14 protein-coding genes are annotated in these 16,015 nt (G+C 73.5%); 2 read left to right on the forward strand and 12 right to left on the reverse strand.

All coding sequences use genetic code 11. The annotated features are described in order from the left end of the window. Window positions 1-75: 75 nt before the first annotated feature. On the reverse strand, window positions 76-288 hold the full coding sequence (locus ACIQVZ_RS22675) for a DUF397 domain-containing protein (protein WP_402452435.1): 213 nt from the start codon (window positions 286-288) through the stop codon (window positions 76-78). Between the two features lie 98 nt (window positions 289-386). Next, entirely contained in the window at window positions 387-1,235 is an 849-nt protein-coding gene (locus ACIQVZ_RS22680) for a patatin-like phospholipase family protein (protein WP_402452437.1), read from the reverse strand. An 84-nt stretch (window positions 1,236-1,319) separates the two neighbouring features. On the opposite strand from ACIQVZ_RS22680, the gene ACIQVZ_RS22685 reads away from it, so the two are divergent. After that, entirely contained in the window at window positions 1,320-1,880 is a 561-nt protein-coding gene (locus ACIQVZ_RS22685; protein ID WP_402452439.1) for a TetR family transcriptional regulator, read from the forward strand. A gap of 112 nt (window positions 1,881-1,992) precedes the next feature. Here the strand turns inward: ACIQVZ_RS22685 and ACIQVZ_RS22690 are convergent, their stop codons facing one another. The 10 genes from ACIQVZ_RS22690 to ACIQVZ_RS22735 all read right to left on the reverse strand — a co-directional run bounded on the left by ACIQVZ_RS22690 (window position 1,993) and on the right by ACIQVZ_RS22735 (window position 14,571). Beyond that, window positions 1,993-3,237 carry a CynX/NimT family MFS transporter gene (locus tag ACIQVZ_RS22690; protein ID WP_402452441.1) on the reverse strand — a complete coding sequence of 415 codons (1,245 nt, stop codon included), beginning with the start codon at window positions 3,235-3,237 and terminating at the stop codon, window positions 1,993-1,995. 220 nt (window positions 3,238-3,457) lie between these two features. Continuing rightward, on the reverse strand, window positions 3,458-6,997 hold the full coding sequence (gene car / locus ACIQVZ_RS22695; RefSeq protein ID WP_402452443.1) for a carboxylic acid reductase: 3,540 nt from the start codon (window positions 6,995-6,997) through the stop codon (window positions 3,458-3,460). A gap of 50 nt (window positions 6,998-7,047) precedes the next feature. Then, window positions 7,048-7,773 (reverse strand): FadR/GntR family transcriptional regulator, encoded by a 726-nt coding sequence (locus tag ACIQVZ_RS22700; protein WP_402452445.1) that lies wholly within the window; start codon window positions 7,771-7,773, stop codon window positions 7,048-7,050. Window positions 7,774-7,925: 152 nt separating this feature from the next. Then, window positions 7,926-9,506, reverse strand: a complete 1,581-nt coding sequence (locus ACIQVZ_RS22705; RefSeq protein WP_402452447.1) for an MFS transporter — start codon at window positions 9,504-9,506, stop codon at window positions 7,926-7,928. A 73-nt stretch (window positions 9,507-9,579) separates the two neighbouring features. Continuing rightward, a complete protein-coding gene (locus ACIQVZ_RS22710) occupies window positions 9,580-10,185 on the reverse strand; it encodes a helix-turn-helix domain-containing protein (RefSeq protein WP_350879751.1) in 606 nt (201 codons plus the stop codon). Window positions 10,186-10,377: 192 nt separating this feature from the next. Beyond that, window positions 10,378-10,770 (reverse strand): cell division protein SepF, encoded by a 393-nt coding sequence (locus ACIQVZ_RS22715; RefSeq protein WP_350879752.1) that lies wholly within the window; start codon window positions 10,768-10,770, stop codon window positions 10,378-10,380. A 270-nt stretch (window positions 10,771-11,040) separates the two neighbouring features. After that, window positions 11,041-11,556 (reverse strand): DinB family protein, encoded by a 516-nt coding sequence (locus tag ACIQVZ_RS22720; RefSeq protein WP_350879753.1) that lies wholly within the window; start codon window positions 11,554-11,556, stop codon window positions 11,041-11,043. A 120-nt stretch (window positions 11,557-11,676) separates the two neighbouring features. After that, window positions 11,677-12,390, reverse strand: a complete 714-nt coding sequence (locus ACIQVZ_RS22725) for a VTT domain-containing protein (RefSeq protein ID WP_350879754.1) — start codon at window positions 12,388-12,390, stop codon at window positions 11,677-11,679. Window positions 12,391-12,438: 48 nt separating this feature from the next. Beyond that, window positions 12,439-13,014: an RICIN domain-containing protein gene (locus ACIQVZ_RS22730; protein WP_350879755.1), complete on the reverse strand. Its 576-nt coding sequence runs from the start codon at window positions 13,012-13,014 to the stop codon at window positions 12,439-12,441. A gap of 285 nt (window positions 13,015-13,299) precedes the next feature. Then, a complete protein-coding gene (locus tag ACIQVZ_RS22735) occupies window positions 13,300-14,571 on the reverse strand; it encodes an MFS transporter (protein ID WP_402452450.1) in 1,272 nt (423 codons plus the stop codon). Window positions 14,572-14,801: 230 nt separating this feature from the next. Here ACIQVZ_RS22735 and ACIQVZ_RS22740 point away from each other — a divergent pair, with 230 nt between their 5' ends. After that, window positions 14,802-15,995, forward strand: coding sequence for an ROK family transcriptional regulator (locus ACIQVZ_RS22740; protein WP_350879757.1), 1,194 nt, complete (start codon window positions 14,802-14,804; stop codon window positions 15,993-15,995). Window positions 15,996-16,015: the final 20 nt, after the last annotated feature.

The following is a 16,015-nucleotide window of genomic DNA, read 5'->3' on the forward strand; positions in this document are numbered from 1 at the left end:
GAACGGTGTCATCGGCAGCGATGCGCTGGCCCCACTACCCGCAGCGGGTAGTGGGGCCCAGGCAGCGTGCGTGCGTCAGACCTCGCCGAACTCGCCGGCCTGGACGGCGGCGACGAACGACGACCAGGCGTCGGCGGGGAAGACGAGGGCAGGACCCTCGGGGTCCTTGGAGTCACGGACGGGAGCGAGGTTGGGGACGTCGGTGGCGACCTCCACGCAGTCGCCACCGTTGTTGGAGTATGAGGACTTGACCCAGGAAGTGCCGGACAGGTCTACGCGGTCGGTCATGACTGGAATTCCTTTCGGGCCCGATGATGAACTGTCAGGTGTCATAGGGCTACCCCGGAAGTCAGGCAGATGCCGGTGATCGCCGACCTGATCGGCGCTCAGCCCGCGTCGACTTCGGCCCTCCACATGGGGCGGAGTTGCGCGTCGACGTCGTCGGCCTGGCGGAGGCCCGCCTGGTAGGCGGGTTCCCAGGCCGCCAGGTCGCCCGGGTTCGAGCCGAATGCGCGCACCGAGGCCGGGTCGGGGCCGATGGTCACCACGGCGTCCGCCCCCACTGCCGCCAGCTGCTGGTTGAGCGGTTCCCGGGGGAACAGGTGGGCCATCGGCTCGACCACGACCAGCGTGCGGGCTCCAGCGGCGAGATCGGCGTTGGGGCCCGCACGCAGCGCACCGTCCATGTACCGCCGGCCGTCGATGGCGACGGGCGGCGCGGCTCCGGGGAAGGCGCTGCTCGCCGCCACCGCGTGGACCAGCGGTACGCCGCTGTCGCGGTCCCACACCACGGGCTCACCGGTGGTGGCGCAGACGGCGGCGATCAGCAGGCGTCGCTCCGGCCACGCGTCCGCACCGATCAGGGCGGCGCGCCCCGCGATGAGCGCCTCCTCGGCTTGGGGGTCGGTGCCGTCGAGCGCGAGGCGGCCGACTCGACGCCTCGCCTCGCCGGGTTCCAGGCTGCGGTCGCCGAGTACGGCGAACACCGCGTCCATCCGCTCGGGGTCGGGCTTCACCCGGTGGGCGGCCTGGCGGGCCGAGGAAGCGAGCCGCCCCGGGTCCTGCCCGGTGGCGAGCAGTGCTCCGACGATAGAGCCGGCTGACGTGCCGACGATCAGGTCGGCCTCGCCCAGGTCCACGCCGTTGCGGCGCAGCCCGTAGGCCAGTCCGGCTGTCCAGGCCGTGCCGACGTGACTTCCGGGGCCCAGGACGAGTGCCCGGTCGACGGTGTGCATGTGGTCTCCCCTCGTTATTGAAACAGTCGTACCATATACTCGCCAATGCCGTTTCAACTCCGATGCGCCGAAGGGAGATCCGCCGTGGGGCGACCCGCCGACCCCGCCCGTCGCGAGCGCACGCTGGCGCGGGCGACCGACTACGTGCTGGCGCACGGCCTGGCCGGACTGAGCCTGCGACCACTGGCCGCGGCCCTCGACACCAGTCCACGGATGCTGCTCTACGACTTCGGCAGCAAACAGGAGTTGGTCGCGGCGGTCCTCGCCGAGGCCCGCCGCCGGGGCGCGGTACGTCTGGCCGGGCACCCCGCGCCGATGGAGGGCTCCGTGCGGGAGCGGCTGCGCGGCATCTGGGGGTGGATGAGCGCGGACGAACGTGCGCCGTTCGTCCGGCTGTTCTTCGAGGTGCATGCCGACGGCCTGGTCCACCCCGAGAACTACCCCGACCAGGCCGAGGCGATCACGGACTGGTTCGACACTCTCGGGGCCACCTTCCGGGACGTCTCCACCGGCCCTGACGACACCGTCACGCCCACGCTGGTCATGGCCGTCATCCGGGGTCTGCTGTTCGACCTCACGACCACCGGCGACCGCCGGCGCACCGATCTCGCGCTGGACCGCTTCGCCGAACTCCTGGGGCGGTGAACGCGCGACAGCGGTGAACGCGCGAGAGGCATGACGGGCGAGTGGCGTGACGGGCGAGTGGCATGACGGGCGAGTGGCGTGACGGTCAGGGCTGCGTGCGGTGACAGTGACGTCAGCGAGGCCGAGGAAGGCGCACGTGGCGGTCCTGCCCCGCGCCGTATCCGGCCGCCGCCATGGCGATGCCGAGGACGACCAGAACGATGAGCGGAAGTGTCCAACTGCCCGTGCTGTCGTGCAGGATGCCGAGGAGGAGCGGGCCGGCCGCCGCCACGAGGTAGCCGATGGACTGCGCCATGCCGGCCAGTGCGGCGGCTTCGCCGGAGCTGCCGGCGCGTTCGCTCTGGAAGGTCAGCGCGAGGACGAGGCACGCGCCGCCGCCCAGTCCGAGCAGGGTGCACGCCACGGCGGACAGCGCGGGGGCGGACACCAGAACGGTGAAGCCGCCGGCCACGATGACCGAGGCGACGGCCGCGGTCCACCGCTGGTCGTGGCGGCCCCGGGTGAGCAGGGGCAGCAGGCCGCTGGTCGCCAGGGAGATCAGCTGGTAGTAGAAGAGCATCCATCCGGCCGTGGTGCTGCTCGTGCCGTGGTGGATCAGGATGCTGGGCAGCCACGCGACGGCGGTGTAGAAGGCCAGGGACTGCAGGCCCATGAACATGCTGACCTGCCATGCCAGCCCCGACCGCCAGGGCACCGGACTGCGGGCCGCGCCGGTGGAGGCCCGGGCCCCGTCGCCCCGCATCCGGGGCAGCCAGACGAGGAGCGCCGCGATGGTGAAGGCGATGCCCCAGGCGAGCGCGGTGTGCCAGGAGCCCGGTAGGGAGTGGGAGAGCGGGGCGGAGATCCCGGAGGAGACGGCGGCCGTGACGCCCATGACGGTGACGTAGAGAGCGCTGACGCCCTGGATGCGGTGTGCGGGCACGTTCCGCCTGATCATGGCGGGCAGCAGCACATTGCCGAACGCGATGGCGGCGGAGAGGATCACCGTCCCGGCGAACAGGCAGATCACCGAGGGCAGCGACCGGACCACCGTTCCGACGGCCAGCGCGCCGAGGGCCGCCACCAACAGACGCGCGCTGCCGAACCGGTGGGAGGCCCGGGCCACCAGGGGTGACGTCGCGGCGAACGTCAGCAGGGGGAGGGTGCTCAGCAGCCCGCCCCAGCTCGCCGTCAGGCCGCTGCCCTGTTCGATCGCGGGCAGCAGCGTACCGACGCCGGTGAGGCTGGTCCGCAGGTTGGCCGCCACGAGGCAGATCGCGAGGACGAGCCCGATCGACACGGTGGGCCGCGTGTTGTCGGCGGCCGCCGGCCCGGGGATGGAGTGCTGACGGGGCGTTGAGGACAGTTGTGGACTCATTGCTCCTCCGTCGCCGGTGATGCCTGGACCTCGTGGTCGTGGGTGATGCGTTTCATGGAGGCAGCCTATACAAACATCAGACATTTGAACATCGCATGTTTCCGGGCCTGGGTGGCCCCGGTTCCGGCCGCCCGGCACGCGATACGCCGCCGGCGGGAACGGCGGTGGCCGTTCCCGCCGGCGGGTGCGGAGGTGGGTGCGGAGGAGGAGGGCGGACGGGCTACAGCAGGTGCTGCGCCCGGAGGTCCGCCACGTACTTGGTGATCAGGTCCCGCGACAGGTGCGGGATGTCGTTCTCCTCGTTGAGGGCGGCGGCCCGGACCGCCGCGCGGAACCGGACCGCCGGCAGGGCGGATCCGGGCAGCGGCTCCGACGGCGCGGCGAAGGCGTGCAGCAGGGGGAGCAGCGAGTGCTGCCGCTGGCGGTCGGGCAGAGCGCGTATGGCGCTCTCGAAGCGGTCGAGCCACTCGTCGTAGTCGTGGATGCGTGTCAGGGGGTGTCCGGCCGCCACCAGCCAGTCGACGAAGGTGTCGAGGGATATCCCGTCCTCGTGCGGGTTCACGATGTTGAAGGTCCGGTACCCCTCCCGGGTGTCGTCGCCCAGCGCGGCGACGGCCTGCGCGGTGAAGTCCACGGGCAGCGCGTCGTAGTGCCCGCCGCCGTCACCGGTGCCCCGGGCGTAGAAGCTGCCGGGGGCGATGCCGGTCGCCAGCAGGCTCAGCAGGAGGCGGGTGAACACGTCCGGGACGTTCAACTGCCCGCGGTAGCGCGGATGGGCGAGGATCAGGTTCGAGCGGAACACGGCGACCGGGAGGCCGAACGTGTCGTGCGCCTCGCGCAGCAGCACCTCGCCCGCCCACTTGCTGGCGGCGTAGCCGTTCGCGTAGCCGCTGCCGAGGTCGCGCGTCCCGCAGGCCGTGCGGATGTCCGCGTCCTCGTCGGCCGCGGCCGCGGAGTCGAAGACGACGGCGACCGTCGACAGGTAGGTGAACTGCTTGGCCCTGGAGGTGACCGCGAGCCTGATCAGTTCGGCCGTGCCCAGCACGTTGGGGCCGAACAACTGGTCGTAGGGCAGGACGTGGTTGACCAGTGCCGCCGGGTGGACGATCAGGTCCACGGTGTCGGCGAGCCGCTGCCAGGTCTCCCGGTCGAGCCCGAGGTCGCTCTCCCCGACGTCGCCGGCGACCACCTCCAGGTGCGCGGCGGCCAGGCCGTGGTAGCGCCGCAGGAGCTCCGGGTCGCCGCTGTCGAAGGCCGCGTCGAGCCGCGCCCGGGCCGACTCGTCGGTGGCGCCCCGGACCACGCAGACCAGTGTGCCGCCGCGCTGCGCGACGCGCTCCAGCCATTCGAGGCACAGGAAGCGGCCCAGGTAGCCGTTGGCGCCGGTCAGCAGGACGGTCCGTGCCTCGGGCAGCGGGCCCGTCGGCCTGCCGGTCCGCGTCGGGGTCTCCGGGGCAAGGAACGCGTCCAGCGTCAGGTCGCCCGCCGCGAGCCGCGTCGCGCCCGGTCCGTGGACCTGGTCGGCGGTCGGGCGCCGGTCGCCCGACGCGAGGGCGTTCTCGATGTGGTCGGCCACCCGCTGGAGCGTGTTGACCGGGTTGATGACGACGTCGACGGGGACGTCGACGCGGTAGACCTCCTTGAGCAGCTGGGAGAACGACAGCGCGGAGAGGCTGTCACCGCCGAGTTCGAGGAAACGCGTCCCGGGGTGGACGTCGTCCTGCCGGTTTCCGAGCAGCGCGCGGGCGGCCTGGCACACGGTCTCCGGTACGGGCCGGGACGGGCCGAGCTGGCGCAGCGCCCGGAGTTCGTCGCTCTCGTGCTCGGTCAGCTCGGCGTACAGGGCTTCGAGGCGCTCGCCGTAGCGCTTCGCCAGCGCGGGGCGCAGCGGCTTGCGCACGCCGGAGAGCAACCCGTTCTCCTGGCTGAACGGCTCGGTCTCGATGAGGAAGTCCCGTGGGATCTCGTACGAGTTGAGGCCCGCCCCGGTGGCGAGGCGGTGCAGGGACTCGCGCAGGAGCGACCTCAGGCGCGGGCTGTCCCCGGCGGCGAGGTCGAGCGCCTCCTGGGTGGGCACGATGACCGCGAGCAGGTAGGCGCGGGCGCTGTTGCCGTACACGAAGACCTGCCGGACGAGCGGACTGCCGGCGAAGAGGGCTTCCAGCCGGGAGGTGGCCACGAACTCGCCCTGCGACAGCTTGAGGACGTTGGAACGGCGGTCGACGTACACGAACTCGTCGGGACCGGTGAGGGCCACGATGTCGCCCGTGCGGTAGAAGCCGTCCTCGTCGAAGACCTGGGCGGTGGCGTCCGGCCGGTGGAAGTAGCCGGGAACGAGGCGTTCCGACTTGACCAGCAGTTCGCCCCTGGGGTGCGGGGAATCGCTGCGGAAGTACCCCAGCTCGGGCACGTCCGCCAGCCGGTGGTCGGTCACCGGCGGGCGCAGCACCCGGCCGTCGAGCGAGACCAGCCCGGCTTCCGTGGACCCGTAGCCGTTGAAGACCCTGATCTGCAGGCAGCTCTCCAGGAACGCCGCCAGCTCCGCGATCACCGGGGCCGAGCCGTAGATGGCCCACAGGAGGCGGCCGCCCAGGGTCTTCTCCCGCAGCTCCTCCTTCGCGCGGTCCGCCTGCCCGGCGGCGCCGCCCCCCGCCTCGCTCCGCTCGTTCCGGCGGGCCGCCTCGCTCCGGTAGCGCTCGAAGAGCATGTCGCAGATGCGGGGCACCAGGATGAACTCGGTGGGCCGGACCAGGGAGAGGTCCACGAAGAGGGTCGACAGGTCGCTCGACGCCACGAAGTGGGCGGTGCCCCCCTTGGCGAGCGTGCCGAACAGCACGCCTCGTCCCATCATGTGGCTCAGGGGCAGGTAGTTGAGAACGATGGACGGCTGCGTCCCCTGGCCGGGCACGAAGTCGATCCAGAAGTGCTTGACGAGACGCTCGGTGTACACGGCGCCCTTGGGGGTGCCGGTGCTCCCCGAGGTGTAGATCAGCGCGCTGAGCGTGTCGGCCGTCGAGCCCTCGGGGACCCGGGGGAGCGGTGGCAGGCTCCTGCCCCGCTCGACGATCGACGCCAGCACGTCCAGGGTGACGCCCCGGCCCTGCGCCGCGAGCCGTCCGCGGGCGGCGTCCAGCGCCTCCTGGTGGTCGGTGACCTCCGGGCGGTGGCCGAGCACGACGATCCTGCCCAGTGACGGGGCGTCCGCCGCGATCCGGAGCGCGACGTCCAGGTGTGCCACGTCCACCGCCAGCAGGCGTGGTCCGGTCTGGGCGACGACGGGGGCCAGGTGTTCCACCGAGGCGCCGGCCTGGAGGGGGACGCTCACCGCGCCGGAGCGGACGCAGGCCAGATCCAGCACGGCGTACTCGGGGCTGGTGGAGCCGAGGACGGCGACGAAGTCGCCCGGGCCCACGGCGTGGTCGGGGTGGTGGCGCCACTCCGAGGCCACCGCGCCGACGCGTTCCCACAGTTCGCCGTAGGTGACGGTGTCGAACCTGTCCAGGAGGCGCAGGGTGGTGCGGCCGGTGTCCGGGTCGGTCACCGGCTCGGCGGCGCGCTCGCCCAGGGCGGGGCGGTCCGCGTACCCTTCCATCACCGTGGCCACGAGGTCGGCGAGCGGTAGGCCCGGCCGCCGGATCGCCTCGCTGACGGTCTCCAGGGGCGCGGCGGCACGGAACTGCGGATCCGTCGCGTACAGGTGGGCGGTGCGTCGGGCGGTGCGTGCGTCGAGGTCGTCGGCCGGGGGCGGTAAGACGGACATCGGTGTTCTCCTCTACGGCCTCGAAGGCCTGTGCAAGGGGTGAGCGGTCCTCATTCTTCGGTGAAGGCCGGTCCGGTGGAAGTGCGTGGTGCCTGGACCTCGTGGTCGTGGGTGAGCCGGACGATCGCCGCCGCCGCGGTGCGGGCGCCGTTCTCGTCCTGGGCCTCGATCGCGTCGACGAGTCGCCGGTGCAGGTCGGCGTGCTCCTCGGCGGCGGTGGCGTCCCAGGACAGGCCTCCCAGGGCGGAGGTGAGGGCCGTGCCGAGGTAGTCGTAGACCTCGATCAGGAGGTCGTTCCCGCTCGCCCGGACGACGGCCCGGTGGAACAGCGCGTCGACGCTCATGGCCGCGGACCTGTCCTCGCCGGCGCAGGCCGCGTCGGCGTCGGCCAGCAGCTCCCTGAGCTGGTGCAGCTGGTCCTCGCTGCGCCGCAGGGCGGCGGCCCCCGAGGCGTACTCCTCCAGGACGGTGCGCAGTTCGAGGACGTTGTCCCGCCGCGCGGAACTCGCCCGCCGCACCATGACCGACTGGAGCTCGCTCGACGCGCGGACGTAGGTGCCGTCCCCGGCCCGGGGTTCCAGCAGGCCGAGGTGCACGAGCGCGCCGATCGCCTCCCGCAGCGTGCTGCGGCCGACCCCGAGCTCCTCGACGAGGACCTGCTCCGGCGGGATCCGCGTCCCCACCGGCCAGCCCCCCGCCTCGATGTGCGAGCGGAGGCTGTCCACGAGCTGCGCGGACAGGCTGGCCGTCCTGCGCGGTGTGCTGATGCGTTTCATGGGAGCAGCCTATACAAACATCAGACATTTGGACATCGCATGTCCCTGGGCCTGGGCCTGGGCCGCCCCGGTTCCCACCGCCCGGCACGCGATACGCCACCGGCGGGAACGGCCGTGGCCGTTCCCGCCGGTGGCGGGGGAGTCGGGGGTGCCTACGCGTCGACCTTCTTCGGCTGCTCCGGCTGCTCCGGAGCGGGTACCTCGGACACGGTGGCCGCGCTGGTCGGGGTGTCCAGGCCCCGCAGCAGCCGCCAGGCCATCGCGGCCGCGCCGATCAGCAGGACGGCGGCCAGCAGACCGGCGCTGTTCATGCCGTGCGTGAAGGACTCCCGGGCGCTCGCCAGCAGCGGCTCCGCGACGCCCTGCGGCAGTGCGTGCGCCGTCTCGACCGCCGCGCCCAGCGACTCGCCGGCCCGCGCCGCGGCCTCCGGGTCCGTCCCGGCCGGGACGACGAGGCCGCCGGCGTAGATCGAGCCGACCACCGAGCCGACCAGCGCGATGCCGAGCGCGGTGCCCAGCTCGTACGCGGTCTCCGAGACCGCCGAGGCGGCGCCGGCCTTGTCGGCGGGCGAGGCGCTCAGCACCAGGTCGGCGCCGAGCGTGTAGACCACGCCCTCGGCCGTCCCGACCAGCAGGAAGGAGGCGGCCAGCAGCAGGTAGGTGGTGTCCTGCTGGAGCCAGCCGAGCACGCCCACGCCGAGGCCCATGGCCAGCAGGCAGCCGGTCAGCGCCGCCCGGGCGCCGGTGCGGCGCACCAGCCGGGCCGTCAGCAGACCGCCGACGACGGCGCCGACGAAGGCCGGCAGCTCGGCCATCCCGGCCCGCAGCGGCTCGTAGCCGCGGACCAGCTGGAGGTACTGCGAGGTCACGAAGACCACACCGGACAGGCCGATCAGGGCGATCAGCGAGGCCAGCACGGCGGCGGTGAACCGCCGGTCGCGGAACAGCCGCACGTCCAGCAGCGGGGTCTCCAGCCGCAGCTGGCGGCGGACGAAGACGGTCAGCGCGGTGACGCCCAGCACGAAGGCGACCGGGACGTCCCAGCGGGCCACGCCGTGCGCGGCGGCCTCCTTGATCGCGTAGACCGTGCCGATCACCCCCGCCATCGACAGGGCGACGCTCAGCACGTCCCAGCGGCCCGGCTTCGGGTCCTTGGACTCCGGCAGCAGCCAGGCGCCGAGCACGAGCAGCAGGAGCAGGATCGGGATGTTCAGCAGGAACACCGAACCCCACCAGAAGTGCTCCAGCAGCACCCCGCCGACCACCGGCCCGAGTGCGGCGCCGGCGGTGGCGGCCGCGCCCCAGATGCCGATCGCGGTGGCCCGCTCCCGGTCGTCCGGGAAGAGGCCGCGGATCAGCGACAGGGTCGAGGGCATGATCGTCGCGCCGGCGACGCCGAGCAGCGCGCGGGCCAGGATCAGCCAGCCGGCGCTGGGCGCGTAGGCGGCGAGCAGCGAGGCGGCGCCGAAGGCGGCCGCGCCGATCAGCAGCAGTTTCTTGCGGCCGATCCGGTCGCTGAGCGAGCCCATGCTGACCAGCAGGCCGGCCAGGACGAAGGAGTAGGAGTCGCCGATCCAGAGCAGCTGGGTGCCGCTGGGCTCCAGCGTCTCGCTGATGGAGGGGATGGCGAGGGAGAGGACGGTCGCGTCGAGGGCGACCACGGTGACGGCCAGGACGAGGACGGCGAGGCCGGTCCAGCGCTGGCGGGGGCTGGCAAGGACGGTACTGCTCATGCGCCCGACTCGCTTCGCTCGGCAGGCGCTTCGCGCAATGCGCACCCGCTGATGATTCGTTCGCTTCGCTTACTCATGGGATATCGGTTTCAGGTGTGCGGGCCGAAGGTGCTGTGGGCGGGGGAGTGGCGGCGTCGGGCCGGCGCAGCGCGCCGCCGAGGAACAGCTCGGCGAGCGAGAAGGCGGCGTCGCGCGGGGCGAGGCGGCCGTCCTGGATGGCCCAGCCGACGCCGGCCACCAGGTCGAAGAAGGCCTCGCTCAGCCAGGCGGCGCTCAGCTCGATGCGGAACGTGCCCTGCTGCTGGCCGCGCAGGAAGAGCGCGTGCAGCCGGACGATCTGGAGCTCCCAGAGGTCGTTGACGCTGTCGTCGTCGTAGAGCTGGTTCTCGCCGGCCAGGAAGGCGCAGAGCGTGGCGTCCGGGACGGCGGCGTCGACCAGGCGGCGCAGCGCGGCCTCGGCGTCGCCGTCCTCGACGGCGGCGGTGTCCAGGGCGGCGGCGAACCGGTGCAGGCCGAGCAGGCCGACCTCGCGGATCAGGGCCTCGCGCCCGGGGAAGAGCCGGTGCAGGGTGGCGCGGCTGATCCCGGCGGCGCGCGCGATCTCGTCCAGGTGGGCGGTCGGGCGGCGGGAGAGCACGCCGACGGCGGCTTCCAGGACGGTGTCGCGATCGGTGGCCATGTATCGAGTGTAGGCCAAATGAGACATGGATGTCTCAAAATTACGGTGACCGTCTCGGATGAGGCGTTGACCGCCACGGTCGGGGCGGCAAAAAACCGGGGACGGCGGGTGCCGTCCCCGGTCGGGGTGCCGCTGTCGTGCGGCCGGTTCAGCCCGGTCGGTTCAGCCCGGTCGGGCCGTGCGCCGCCCGGATCAGCTCTGGTTGTAGAACCCGGTCTCGTCGAGCGGGCGGTCGATCACCATGACCTCGACGTCGGCCGGGGTGAGCAGGAACACCCGGCGGGCGATCCGCTCGATGCCGCCCTGGGTGCCGAAGATCAGCCCGGAGGCGAAGTCCACCATCCGCTTGGCCTCGGCCTCGTTCATCTCGGTGAGGTCCATGACCACCGGGATGCTCGCCCGGATGTGCTCGCCGACCGTGCGGGCCGCCTCGAAGCCGGTCGGCCGCAAGGAGACGATCTTCGCGGGCGCGGGCGAGGCCGGCATCGTCTCCTGATCGACCCACTCGTCCTCGTACACCGCGGCCGGGTAGTTCCCCGAGGGCATCAGCCACCCGTTGTGGTGCTCGTCGCGAAGTGCTCCCATGCCGCGCCTCCCTGCCTCGTCCCGTCCTGGTCCCCCGGGGTCGCGTGTCCTTTTTGACACGTCATCCACTCGTCGGAACTGTCCGAGTATCGCACTGTTCACCGGTCCCGTGCCCGCTCGCGGCCCCCGTACGAGTCGCGCCGCGCCGGAAACCCGGGCGAACCCGGGCAACATCAGCGACGCGGCGGTGAGCCGTACGGTTGCGCGCGTAGACCATATCGGTCGCGGTCACCGCGCAATTGACCTTCTGTCAACAATGCGGAAACGATTTCACCCGCCGGTGGTGCCGTCCACCAGTTCGCGCAGAAGATCGGCGTGGCCGTTGTGCCGCGCGTACTCCTCGACCATGTGGACCAGGATCCAGCGCAGCGTCACCTCCTCGCCGCGGCGCAGCTGCTTGCCGACCGTGTCCAGCGACAGGCCGGCGCTCGCGCGGCGGGCGGCCTCGACCTCGGCGCGCCAGGTGGCGAAGTCGGCCGCGACGTCGGCGGTGTCGACGTTGTTGAAGTCGCCGTCCTCGTCGGCCTCCGTCCAGTAGTGGTTCTCGACGGACTCGTCGCCGTGCAGGACGGTCCGGAACCAGTACTGCTCCACCTCGGCCATGTGCCGGACGAGGCCGAGCAGCGAGAGGGCGGACGGCGGGACGGAGCGCTGCCGCAGCTGGTCGTCGGTCAGGCCCTCGCACTTGAGCGCGAGCGTGCTGCGGTGGTAGTCGAGCCAGGCGGTGAGCATGGCGGTCTCGTCGGCCGCCATCGGCGGGTCGACCCGCGGGGAGAGTTCGGTCATGCGGGACATCCTGGTGCCCAACGACCGGCGGGCGCGAACGAATTGTCGAGCGCCCCCCGAGTGCCTCGGATCCCGGCCGGTCAGCCGGTCAGCCGGTCAGCCGGTCAGCCGGTCGGCCGGTCAGGCGGCCGGTGCGCGGCGCCTGGTGGCCGCGGCCCGCCACAGCCCGACCACGCTGCCCAGCACGAGCAGCGCGATCACCCCGGCCGACACCAGGAAGGCCGCCGAGCCCGGCTCGCCCGCGCTGGCGGCCGCGGTCACGTACACCGCGGTGGTCGGCACCACGCCGATCGCGGTGGCGAACAGGAAGGGCGCGAAGCGGACCCCGGAGAAGGCCGCGCCGTAGTTGGCCGCCTGGAACGGCATGCCCGGCAGCAGCCGCAGCACCAGCACGCTGCGGAAGCCCTGCTCGGTGAAGCGCCGGTCCAGCGTGCCGAGCACCCGCCCGCGCAGGTACGGCCGCAGCGCCTCGCGCCCGAGGCCCCGGCCGAGCCCGAAGGCCATGGCCGCGCCCAGCGTGGTGCCGAGCACGGACAGCAGCACGCCCTGCTGGATGCCCAGCAGCAGCCCGGCGGCGGCGTTCAGCGCCGGCCGGGGGACGAAGGCGAGCGTGCCGACCGCGTACACGGTGGCGAACAGCGGCGCGAACCAGTACCCGGGCATCCGGTCGGCGAGGCCGCCGTTCAGCAGCGCCGTCGGGCTCCACAGCAGCAGCGATCCGGCCGCTGCGCCGAGCAGCACCACGAGGAGCGCGAACCGCCACCACGGCGAACGCGGCGCGGGGCCGGACGGCGGCCGCTCGACGGCGGGCGGGGGCGTTGCGGGTGCGGGCACCGGCCGAGCCTAACCGGTGCCCCGCCGCGGCCGTCGAGGCGGTCGCGGTCAGCTGTACGGGGGCTTGTCCGGGTTGTAGTGCCAGAACTGGTTGTCGCCACTGTGGAACTCCCACTGGATCACCGGGGTGCCGTCGGTCAGCGCGCCGCCGGAGACGTCCAGGACGAGGCCGCTGTAGCCGTTCACGATCCGGCGGGGCGTGCCGGGGTGGCTGGCCGGGGGGTCGCTCCAGCTCTGGTTGGCGCCGCCGTCGCAGGTCCACTGGTCGGCCTGGGTGCCCCAGGTGGTGCTGAAGGCCGGGATGTCCAGGCACTTGCCGCTGTTCAGGTTCACCCAGCCGCGGGCGCTCTGGGTCCACTGCTGGTTGGCGCCGCCGGTACAGGTCCAGATCCGGACCGGGGCGCCGTCGTCGGTGCGCCAGTCGGCGACCTCCAGGCACAGGTCGTTCGGGCCCGCGTACATGCCGGTGCGGATCTCGGCGGGCCCGAAGTCGGCGGCGGCCGTGGGGGTGGCCGCGGGGGCGGGTGGGGCGGTGAGCGCCACCACGGCGCTGGCGAGGGCGGCCGTGGCGGCGGCGAGCCGCGCACGACGGGGCGGGCGGGAGAGGCGGGGCGGGCGGGACATCAGAGCGTCCTCCGAGGGGTCGCGGATGCGGAGCGGTCGGCGAGGAATCCCAGCAGACGTCCCCAGGAGTCCCGGGCCGCGTCCGAGTATTCGACGGCGGAGAGCGCGAAGAAGTTGTGCGGCGCGCCCGGGTGGCCGACGAACTCGTGCGGGCAGCCGGGGGCCGCCTCCGGGCGGCGTCCTGGTGGTGGCGCACCGGGTTCACCCCGGGGAACGCGAAACCGCCGGGCGCGGAATGCGCCCGGCGGCCGGTGCGAGGAGGGGGGATTCCCGGGAATTCCCCGTTCAGATCGCCGAGAGGTCTTTTGCGGAGGTGCCGCCCGGTGGCGTCGTGGCCGCGGCCGCGGCCACGGCCGCGTCTTCGGCGCCGGATCCGGATCCGGGGGAGTTCCGTTCGGCCCGGCGCAGCGCCCCGGCGCTCAGCAGCAGCGCGAAGGCGAGCGCGGTGACCAGGCCGAAGGAGACGGTCAGCGAGGTCGCCTGGGCGAGTGCGCCGATGATCGCGGGCGCGACCAGGCCGGAGGTGTAGGTGACGGTGGCGACGCCCGCGATGGCCTGGCTGGGGTTGCTGCCGATCCGCCCGGCCGCCGCGAAGGCCAGCGGGACGGTGACCGCGATGCCGATGCCGATCAGGGCGAAGCCCGGGATGGCGAGCGCCGGGCTGTCGGCCACCACCACCAGCAGGCCGCCGACGGTGGCGACGGCGCCGCCGAGACGGGTGGTGCGCACGGCGCCGAGCCGGCGGACCACCGCGTCGCCGCAGAGGCGGCTGACGGCCATGGTGAGGGAGAAGGCGGTGTAGGAGGCGGCCGCGATGGTGGCCGAGGCGCCGGTGACGTCCCGCAGGTAGACGCCGCTCCAGTCCATCGAGGCGCCCTCGGCGAAGACGGCGCAGAAGCCGACCAGCCCGATCACCAGCGAACTGCGCGGCGGCAGCGCGAACCGCGGCGGCTCCTCCGTCCCCTCCGGCGCCCGCAGGTCGGGCAGGTTCCGGCAGACGGGCTGCGCGAGGGCGAGCAGCACGAGCGCGGTGACGGCCAGCTGGAGCCGGGCGTCGAGGTCGAGGTGGGCGGCCAGGATGCCGAAGCCGGAGGCCAGCAGCCCGCCCGCGCTCCACATCCCGTGCAGTCCGGACATGATCGAGCGGCCGAGCCGCTGTTCGATCTCCACGCCCTGCGCGTTCATCGCGACGTCCGCCATCCCGGCCGAGGCGCCGTACGCGAGCAGCGCCACGCACAGCACCGGCAGCGAGGGGGCGAGCGCGGGCAGGGCGAGGGCCAGGCACCAGAGCGAGATCAGCCCGCGGACCGCCGCCCGCCCGCCGTAGCGGTGGACGAACCGGCCGGCCAGCGGCATCGCGAGGGAGGAGCCGATGGCGGGCATCACCAGGGCCAGGCCGAGCTGGCCGGGGGAGAGGTCGAGGCGGTCCTGGATCCACGGGATGCGGGTGACGAAGCTGCCGCTGACGGCGCCGTGCACGCCGAAGACCAGGGCGATGCCGGCCCTGGCCCGGCGTGGGGAGGCCAGTGGCTCCAGTGCGTGTGCGGTCGTGCTCATCCGGCGTTCCCTCCCGGGTCGCGCAGGCGGGGCGGCGCGACGGTGCCCTGTGTGGGTGGTTGACGTGCTGGTGGGTGGTCTGACGTGCCCGGCAATGGTTCTGACGTGCCTGAGGGTGGTCTACGTGCGGGCCGTTCGGTCCGCGCGGCGGCGACGGCCGTCCGGCGGATGGTTCGATAAAATTATCAGGAAGGGACCCTGATAGAAACACTCTGGAAGGATGAGCCGCCATGACCACCGCGCGCACGGCCACGCCGAGCACCGCCCGGGCGATCAACGACCGGCTGGCCCTCAACCTGCTCCTCGAACAGGGCCCCCTGACCGCGACCGACCTGCGCGACCTCACCGGCCTCTCCCGGCCGACCGTCGCCGACCTGCTCGACCGCCTCCAGCGCACCGGCCTGGTCGCCGTCGTCGGCGAACGGGGCGAACAGCGGCGCGGCCCCAACGCCCGGCTCTACGCGCTGGTCGCCTCCCGCGCCCACCTCGCCGCCTTCGACGTGCGCTCCGGTGGCGTCAGCCTGGTCGTCGCCGACCTCACCGGGCGCACCCTCGCCAGCGCCGAGGTCCCGGTCCACGGCGACGGGACGCCCGACACCGCCGGACACCTGGTGCGCACCCTGCTGGACACCGCGCGCGGCGTCGGCGTCGAACGGCTGCACACCGTCGCCGTCGGCGCCCCCGGACTGGTCGACCCCGCCACCGGGCGCCTCAACAGCACCGGGAAGCTCCCCGCCTGGCACGCCGAACTGCTCGCCGAGCTGCGCGGGCTGCCCGGTACCGAGGTGATCCTGGAGAACGAGGTCAACCTGGCCGGCCGGGCCGAGTACCGGATCGGCGCCGCCCGCGACCGCGACACCTTCGTGCTGCTCTGGCTCGGCCACGGCGTCGGCGCCGCCGTCGTCCTGGACGGCCGGCTCCGCCGGGGCTTCTCCGGCGGCACCGGCGAGATCGGCTTCCTGCCCGTCCCCGGCACCGGCGGCCTGCCCAGCGCCACCGGCTGCGACGGCGGCTTCCACAGCCTGGCCGGCAGCGCCGCCGTCTGCGAGCTCGCCCGCGCCCACGGACTGCCCGCCGGCGCCACCGGGGACGCCCCCGCCGCCGAGGCGGCCGTCCGCGCCGCGCTGGACGCACTCGGCCCGGGCGGGCCCGGCGGGCCGTTCCTGGACGAGCTGGCCGCGCGGATCGCGGTCGGCGCCGCCAGCATCTGCGTCGTCCTCGACCCGGGCTGCGTGGTGCTCGGCGGCGAGCTCGGCCGGGCCGGCGGCGCCGAACTGGCCGGCCGGGTCGAACGGCGGCTGGCCGAGCTGTCCCCGCTGCGCACCGAGGTCCGGCCCGGCACGGCGGGCGGCGGCGCGGTGCTGGCCGGGGCCGTCCTCACCGCCGGGGACGCGGTGCGCCGCGACCTCTTCGGCGAGTCCTGACCCGCCTCGCTTGGCGGCCC

The organism is Kitasatospora sp. NPDC098663, assembly GCF_044760075.1.
GTDB lineage: Bacteria > Actinomycetota > Actinomycetes > Streptomycetales > Streptomycetaceae > Kitasatospora.